We start from the raw sequence: 7,586 nt of genomic DNA, 5'->3' as shown, positions 1-7,586 counted from the left end.
CACCTATTCTACCAGCTCAGAGGGCACTTTCTTCAGTTTTGGGGAACTAATTCCCAGAGTCGGTCGGTGGTTCTAGGCTAAGGAACTGCTGGTTTGGTGCCGTCCAGTGCTGTGGTACACAGTGGACAAGGTCAACCTCGTGCTCCTCGTGATCGTGCGCGACTCCGAGGGGGTCATGCATGACGACTTCTTCTTCACCACCGACCTAGACGCTAACCCCGGCGAGGTGGCTTCGAACTACGCCGGGCGCTGGTCAATCGAGTGCGTGAACCGCGAGGTGAAGCAGTGCCTTGGGGCAGAGGACCCCCAGTGCTGGAAACGTGAGGGACCAGAACGAGCCGCGTCGTTATCGCTGTGGCTCTATGCAGCGATCTGGACCTGGTACATCCCGACATTTGGCACGAACACAACCTGGATCCCTCGGCCCTGGCATCCGAAGAAGGCTACGCCGAGCTTTCTCGATGCACTCGCTATGCTTCGACGGTCCCTGTGGTTGCAGCGAATTACACCAATGTCGGCTTTGAACCCACTCAACCCGAAAATCCTGGACGGCTTGCTTGATGTTCTAGCCACTGCATCGTAGATCAGGGACTTCCAAGCCCGCAGGTACACCGCAAGACTGGTTCAATAGTGCGAAACTCCACTCTCTGTAAGGGGTGGATTTCTGGCGGAAGCCAGGTTGCCCGAGCTCCCTAGGCACTGGGCATCAGGTCCGCTACTAGTCGAAGCGAATGATCAACAGTTGTCAGTGGAGGAGCTGGCTCGCTTGTTCTGCTTCGGTTGTGACTTGTTGGGGAAGAACCCAGCTGATGCTGAGCTGCTACGAGCCTGGCTTGCATTGTGGTTGGGAGGTTTACGACCCAAGGAGTCAGTTCCTCTCAGCTCTGAGCTGGTTCCGTTCTTCGGAGGACTGTTTGTGTATTCTCGCTAACTTTGCCACCCATTCTCGCTGAAACTTGCCACCTGTTATCGCTGAAATCTGCCACCCCCTAGGAGGGTGCGAGAGGGACTGGTTGTAGTGTATCGCTAATCGGTCAAAGGTCGCCTCCTTCTCGGTTGTTTTGATGATGTCATGGAGCCTCGTCCGCGGACTTGGCCACCTTGGATTTCTTCGTTCTCATGGATGCTCCGGTCATCGAGAGGATGTGCGCGTTGCACAAGAGACGATCGAGTACCGCATCAGAGATTGTCGGGTCCCCAAGCGCCTCGTGCCATGAATCGACCGGCAGTTGTGAGGTGACGATGGTTGACTTGCGCTCCGATCGATCCTCTAGAACTTCGAGTAGATCCGAGGCTTCGTTCCCCTTCAACACTGAGAGACCGAAGTCGTCGATGACGAGAATCTCAGCACGTGAAAGAGTCCCGAGTACCCTGAGGTATCTCCCGTCACCTCTCGCAAGAGCGAGATCGCTAAGGAGTGCCGGTGCCCTCCGGTACGCTGCACTATGACCCGATCGAATCCCAGCAAAGGCCAGTGCACACGCAAGGTAACTCTTACCTACCCCGGTTGGACCGGTGACCAGAATGTTCTGGTGTGCATCGACCCAGTGGGATGAGCTAAAGCTCATGATGGTAGAACGGTCAAGTCCTCTCGGAGTGCGAAAGTCGAGGTCCTCAAGACTCGCTTGATGCCTGAGCTTGGCAGCTCTCAGGCGGGTGGTGAGCCTCTTAGCCTCCCGGTCCATCGCCTCTCGGTCTACTAACATCCCAAAGCGCTCCTCAAAGCTGAGCTCGAGGTAGCCGACACTATCGAGCTGTTCACGAAGTGCGTCTGCCATCCCCCGTAACCCAAGGTCTGTCAGGGTTGTCATGGTCTGGTTGTTCAACATGCTGCGTTCTCCTTGTTGCTAGCTCCGCTCAAGAGCTCCTGGTAGTACTCGGCCCCTCTGATGTTTGCATGCTCAATCGGTGGCGGAGAAGCTGGTGGGTTAAGTTCGTGGGCATCGAGTCCGTTCTTGAGGATTGACACCACGCTCTTGTACAGGGGGCTATGGATCGCGATTGCTCTTGCGCACGCCGCCTCGACTCTGTCTTTGTCATAGATCTTCGATGCCAGGTTGAAGATGCCTCTGCACTGGTTAAAGCCCTGTTCTGGGTAGTGACGCTGTGCCATAATGCTCTCACAGACCACCTGGGTACTTGGTCCGATCGTCTCAGCCCAGGCAAGGATCCTTGCCGGAGTCCATGATGCCTGGGCTTGGTGACTCGAGGGCATGTGCTCGAAAACCGTCTGGTACTGGCCTTTCCTCTCACACCGCCGGTGACTCACTATGCGTACCCCGGCTGCGAAGATCTCCACGGTGCTCCTCGTGACCCGCACGTCAAGGGTCTGTCCGACCAGGTCATAGGGAACTTAAGTAGTAGCCGTCCTCAACCCGCACGTGATAGTTCATCTGGACCTTGAACCGCTTCCACTCCCCGTACTCATAGGCACTCACGGGTAGAGGATGCATCGCTGGCTTGTCGAGTGCCTCGAATACGCTCCTTCTTGTCCCCTCTCTCACCTGGAACTCTCTCGAATTCAGCTCCTCTAAGAGCTCATAGATTGCCTGGTTGAGCTCATAGAGGGAGAAGAACTTAGTGTGACGGAGCCTGGCGAGGATCTGGCGTTCAACGATCAAGACTCCTCCTTCAACCGCGGCCTTATCGTCGACTATCAACTGCTCGAGGGAGCAGCGATCCGCAACGATTCCGTATTACCCACCCATTCCACCCCAGGTGTGGTCAGGAGTATGAGTTAGTCGGCTTTGCTCACACCTGGGGTGAGTACCGAGTGTTCTTTCGCCTACCAGGTGACCTGCGCACCCAGTCAGTTCCTGCTGGTTGGACCGATGTTGAAGACCCAGATGCCTTTGTCACCTGTTCTGCGCAGCGATCACTGTTTAGACCCAAGGATCTGCTTGAACTCGCTGATCTCTTGGAGGTCCTAGAACATCAGAGTGTAAGGACGAATACGCCGAATGTGTAAAGGGGATTTCACCATTCGGGTCATAGATGGTCATTTAGAGTGCTTGGGAACTGCATTACTACCAGGTATTCTTGACTTTTACCAAATAGTGCGGCATAATAGACATTACAGTACTACCCTTCAGAAGGAGGTATCATGACAGAGGAGAACCAAGACCCCAAGGAGGAGTCCCTACGCAGAGCACGGGTGTTGAACCCAAGACCCGAGTCGGTTCGTGCACCTGAGTTCGTTGCTTCAGAGTTCTTTGATGCTCGGGATCTTCTTCAGGTGAAGTACGAGATGTTAAGGAAGGTCACACACGAGGGAGCTACCGTTAGCGAAGCAGCGAGCACCTTTGGCTTCTCAAGGCCCTCATTCTACGAGGCTCGGAGTGCCTACGAGGAGGGAGGGATCCCTGGACTCTTGCCCAAGAAACCAGGGCCCAAGCGCGCCCATAAGCTCTCCGAGGAGGTCATCGAAGGACTCATCTTGGCCAAGGAGGCCAATCCATCGCTCTCATCAGCGGACCTCGCTCAACTTGCTAGGGACGAACTCGGCCTTCAGGTACACCCGCGAAGTGTTGAACGAGCGCTTGCGCGCTACCCAAAAGACCACCAGGAGCCGACCCTATGAGTACTCGACCCCAAGATGAGTTCTCATCTGCCTATGAGTGCTTGCGCGCAAAGGTGACCAAGGTAGCGTCCTCTGGGGCACCACTTGGTCTCAATCTGTTTCTTCACCAGGGTCTTGACACCTGGATGCGGACGCTACCCGCATCTGGGTTGGAACCCCACTCACTTGGGTCAGTGACCAACCGCGACCATGAGGTGGGAGACAACCTTGAGCTCGTACACGTGCTAGCTGCGATGGCTCTTGCAAACACCCGTCACCTGGAGGCCTCATGAACCTCGAGGCTACATCAAAGATCACCACATCGCATCTCTCTCGAGCTGCCTACCTCTATGTCCGTCAGTCAACACTACGCCAGGTGATGGAGAACACCGAGTCAACCAAGCGTCAGTATGCCTTGCGTGAACGAGCGATCCAGATGGGATGGCAACCAGACCAGGTCGTGGTCATCGACTCCGATCTTGGACGCTCAGGGGCCGACTCGGATCGCGTTGGCTTTCAACGCATGGTCGCAGCCGTTGGCATGGGCGAGGTCGGAGTCGTCATCGGACTCGAGGTGTCTCGTCTTGCCCGTAGCTCCTCAGATTGGCACCGCCTCTTGGAGATCTGTGCTCTTAGCGATACGCTGATCCTTGACGAGGACGGCCTCTATGACCCCGCTCACTTTAACGACCGATTGGTCCTTGGCATGAAGGGAACCATGTCAGAGGCTGAACTCCATGTCATCCGGTCTCGATTGATCGGCGGCCAACAGGCAAAGGCGCGTCGCGGTGAACTCAAACTTCATCTACCAATCGGTCTCGTCTATGACGCTACTGATAGGGTAGTTCTTGACCCGGACCTCTCGATCCAGGAGGCCGTTCGGGAGTTCTTCGCGACCTTTGTAAGGACGGGATCCGCAACGGCAACGGTACGCAGCTTTCATCAGCGAGGTCTCCTCTTCCCTCGTCGACTCTCCACCGGTGAGCTTGCCTGGGGATCACTGGTGCACCATCGGGCCCTACAGATCCTGAAGAACCCCTGCTATACGGGTGCTTATGTCTATGGGCGCACCAAGATGACAAAGACGCTCCCTGACCTAAAGTCCAGACAACGATCTCTACCAAGAGACCAGTGGCAGACCCTCATTCTTGACCAACACCCTGGCTACATCACCTGGGCCGAGTACGAGGCAAACATCGCCAAGCTCAAAGCCAACGCAGCCGCCTACGGGCTAGATCGTAAGGCTGGCCCACCCAGGGAAGGACCAGCTCTCCTTCAGGGACTCGTTATCTGTGGACGCTGTGGTATGAGAATGACGGTCAGCTACCACACTCGACACGGTGAATTGGTACCCTCGTATCGCTGTCAGCGCAAGGGCATCGAAGATGCAGAGCCAATCTGTCAATCCATCAACGGTGCTGAGATCGATCGCAGTATTGGGGAACTACTGGTGGCCTCGGTGACTCCGCTCGCGCTGGCGGTCACTCTTCAGGTGCAGGACGAACTCGCAAGTCAGGCGGCCGACACTGACCGTGTGCGTCACCAACAGGTAGAGCGTGCCCGTTATGAGGCCGAACTTGCACAGCGTCGTTATCTCCATGTCGATCCAGGGAACCGTCTTGTCGCTGCTACCTTGGAGGCCGAGTGGAATGCAAAGCTCAATGCCCTTGTACAGGCCCAAGATGACTACGAGCGTCAGCGGGAGGCCGATGTAGTCTTCGATGAGGCAAAGCGGGGGCGCATCCTTGGATTAGCCACCGACTTTCCCCGACTCTTCAATGACCCAGAGACCCCTAAACAGCTGCGCAAACGCATGGTACGACTCCTCATTGAGGATGTGACCCTCCTAAAGGAGGATGAGGTCAGCCTCAATGTCCGCTTTCGTGGTGGCGGGACCAAGAGCCTCACTATTGCCCGCCCTAAGTCCGTGGCCGAACTCGCCAAGCTCGATCCAGCTATCGTGAGTGAGGTTGACAGACTCATGGAGGACAACACTGACGCAGAGATCGCTAGCGCACTCAATGCCCGCGGCTATCAGCCACCCGTTGGGGCCCAGTTCACTGTCTTTATCATCGCCAAGATCCGCATCGCCTATGGACTCGAATCTCGCTTTCACCGTCTCCGCAACAAAGGGATGCTGACCCTTGATGAGATGGCGAAAGCCCTTGGCGTACATCCAAGTACCGTGAACAAGCGTGCAAGACGCGGTTGGCTTGTCTCGGTGGTCTATAACGGCCACCAACGGCTCTATGCACCCTTACCACCTGAGGAACCAACGATCCCTTGTGCACGGTGTCAAAAACCCACTCCAGAGCGCACGCGAGGTCAACGACGCAGGTACTGCAGTGCCACCTGTCGGACGAGTGACTACGCTGCTAGGCGGAGAGAATCTGGATGGGTCCGACCCAGCAGAGGCAAGAGATAACCGAACTTATGAGCTGTTCCATTACGGGTTCCTTACCGATCTATCAGGAGGTGTAGTCAGTTGTCCAAGCTTTATCCTTTGGCCGATAGGGGCGAGTAGCCGCGGGCTCGATTGCATAATGGGTGCAGAACTCGGTAAAGGTTGCGTTGTAGATGAGCTCGTCACGGGTGTGCTTGGTAACCGCACTCCGGAGATTATCGGGGATGATCTTGACGGGAAGCCCACCGAAGAACTCCAAAGCATCCATGATGGCAAAGAGGAAGTCATCGATGCGCTGGGACTCATAGACTCCCGCGAAGGTATAGCCCGAGTAGGCCAGGGCGGCGACAAAGACCTGGGCGTAGAAAGCGATCTGGCCAGTGGCTCGGTCCCAGATGGGAACAGTGTCACCCGCATAGTCGACCATGAGAGCGCTGCCCAACTCATGGACCAACAACATGGTGAGCTCTCCTTGGTCCATTACTCGAGCAAGCTTTCGACAGAACTCAGAATATGAGTACGAATTCTCACCATTGATCTGGCAGTACTCCTCCCATAGGAGCTCTCGGGTGAGATGCGGGGTATCCCTCAACTCCTTAGCGAGTGTCTCGTAGTCGGGGGCTACCTTCGTGCTGGTTCTTCCGGCCCTCGTCGGATAGAGAACCGCCAAGAGGCTCGAGTCCTTTGACAACTCCTCCTCGGTGATGGTGACCTCGGCTAACTTCTTGCGTAGTCTGGTGACTGACTGATGCGATACTCCAGTGGCGGCCTCGACGGTGCGGGCTGAGGCATCTGGGTGTCGATCGAGGTAGCCAATAACTTTTCGGATCTGATCTGGTTGCAATGTCCAACTTCCTTTTCTTGTCTTGTTTTTCATCTCTGTTTACCTCCCTCTAGGAAACGATGTCCTAGAGTTTCGGCAGCTTCCCCTCGCTGGTCCAGAGTTACGCGAACTCCTGGTCCAGAGTTTGGCGAACTCCTGGTCCAAAGATGCACGAATCGTTGGTCCAGAGTGACGCGAATCGTTGGTCCAGAGTTTGGCGAACTCCTGGTCCAAAGATGCACGAATCGTTGGTCCAGAGATATAAGAAAAGTCACTTTGACAACAAAGAGTACCAGACATGAGCAGTTGGATCAACCCGCAGCACCCTCAGAGCCAGGGAAAGAATTCAGTCATGCTGGACTGAGATTTCGGCCGTTGATGAGGCCGAGTCCTGTGGCCACTGGCAAAGTAATGCCTAGTTTGGTGCCCGGGGTAAGTAAGCAGACACTTCCTCCTCCGATGGCCCAGCACCTGGGATACCTCCTGGCGCCGCGTCAGGTTTCAAAGAGATTATATACATAAACTCCCTGACAGCGAGAAGTAGTGAGATTTCAGGTAAGCCAGATCCTCGCCAGGCTCCGTCACGAGAAGTTCTTCTCCCTCTATGAGCTCAATCAGGCAATCTATGAGCTCTTAGAGGAGCTGAACTCGAGAGAGTTCCAAGCAAGGGAGGGGACAAGAAGGAGCGTATTCGAAGCACTCGACAAGCCAGCGATGCATCCGCTACCCGTGAGTGCCTATGAGTACGGGGAGTGGAAGCGGTTCAAGGTCCAGATGAACTATCACGTGCGGGTTGAGGA

9 protein-coding genes and 1 pseudogene are annotated in these 7,586 nt (G+C 55.6%); 6 read left to right on the top strand and 4 right to left on the bottom strand.

Going from position 1 to position 7,586, the window contains the following annotated elements; translation table 11 throughout:
• Positions 1–121: 121 nt before the first annotated feature.
• The gene (locus M7Q83_RS13475; protein ID WP_298339920.1) at positions 122–583 is read left to right on the top strand and encodes a hypothetical protein; all 462 of its coding nucleotides are present in this window, start codon (positions 122–124) and stop codon (positions 581–583) included.
• A 487-nt stretch (positions 584–1,070) separates the two neighbouring features.
• Here M7Q83_RS13475 and istB read toward each other — a convergent pair whose 3' ends face one another.
• Genes istB through M7Q83_RS13460 form a run of 3 tightly spaced genes read right to left on the bottom strand, consistent with a single transcriptional unit; the run spans position 1,071 to position 2,621 of the window.
• Entirely contained in the window at positions 1,071–1,829 is a 759-nt protein-coding gene (istB, locus tag M7Q83_RS13470; protein ID WP_298339919.1) for an IS21-like element helper ATPase IstB, read from the bottom strand.
• Complete coding sequence (locus tag M7Q83_RS13465) at positions 1,823–2,299, bottom strand: hypothetical protein (protein ID WP_298339917.1); 477 nt, start codon at positions 2,297–2,299, stop codon at positions 1,823–1,825. The genes istB and M7Q83_RS13465 overlap by 7 nt, the downstream gene beginning before the upstream one ends.
• 43 nt (positions 2,300–2,342) lie before the next feature.
• Positions 2,343–2,621, bottom strand: coding sequence for a hypothetical protein (locus M7Q83_RS13460; protein ID WP_298339914.1), 279 nt, complete (start codon positions 2,619–2,621; stop codon positions 2,343–2,345).
• A gap of 74 nt (positions 2,622–2,695) precedes the next feature.
• Here M7Q83_RS13460 and M7Q83_RS14395 point away from each other — a divergent pair, with 74 nt between their 5' ends.
• The 4 genes from M7Q83_RS14395 to M7Q83_RS13445 all read left to right on the top strand — a co-directional run bounded on the left by M7Q83_RS14395 (position 2,696) and on the right by M7Q83_RS13445 (position 5,984).
• A complete protein-coding gene (locus M7Q83_RS14395) occupies positions 2,696–2,968 on the top strand; it encodes a DUF5372 family protein (RefSeq protein WP_366526425.1) in 273 nt (90 codons plus the stop codon).
• 135 nt (positions 2,969–3,103) lie between these two features.
• The gene (locus M7Q83_RS13455; protein WP_298339911.1) at positions 3,104–3,580 is read left to right on the top strand and encodes a helix-turn-helix domain-containing protein; all 477 of its coding nucleotides are present in this window, start codon (positions 3,104–3,106) and stop codon (positions 3,578–3,580) included.
• Positions 3,577–3,852: a hypothetical protein gene (locus M7Q83_RS13450; protein ID WP_298339908.1), complete on the top strand. Its 276-nt coding sequence runs from the start codon at positions 3,577–3,579 to the stop codon at positions 3,850–3,852. Before M7Q83_RS13455 ends, M7Q83_RS13450 begins: the two co-directional genes overlap by 4 nt.
• On the top strand, positions 3,849–5,984 hold the full coding sequence (locus tag M7Q83_RS13445; RefSeq protein WP_298339905.1) for a recombinase family protein: 2,136 nt from the start codon (positions 3,849–3,851) through the stop codon (positions 5,982–5,984). The genes M7Q83_RS13450 and M7Q83_RS13445 overlap by 4 nt, the downstream gene beginning before the upstream one ends.
• A 43-nt stretch (positions 5,985–6,027) precedes the next feature.
• Here M7Q83_RS13445 and M7Q83_RS13440 read toward each other — a convergent pair whose 3' ends face one another.
• On the bottom strand, positions 6,028–6,807 hold the full coding sequence (locus tag M7Q83_RS13440; RefSeq protein WP_298339902.1) for a DDE-type integrase/transposase/recombinase: 780 nt from the start codon (positions 6,805–6,807) through the stop codon (positions 6,028–6,030).
• A 522-nt stretch (positions 6,808–7,329) separates the two neighbouring features.
• Here M7Q83_RS13440 and M7Q83_RS13435 point away from each other — a divergent pair.
• Positions 7,330–7,586 (top strand): annotated as a pseudogene (locus tag M7Q83_RS13435) (IS21 family transposase); the annotation flags it as partial.

Source organism: Ferrimicrobium sp. (genome assembly GCF_027364955.1).
GTDB lineage: Bacteria > Actinomycetota > Acidimicrobiia > Acidimicrobiales > Acidimicrobiaceae > Ferrimicrobium.
This window is presented reverse-complemented; position numbering and strand designations above follow the sequence as displayed.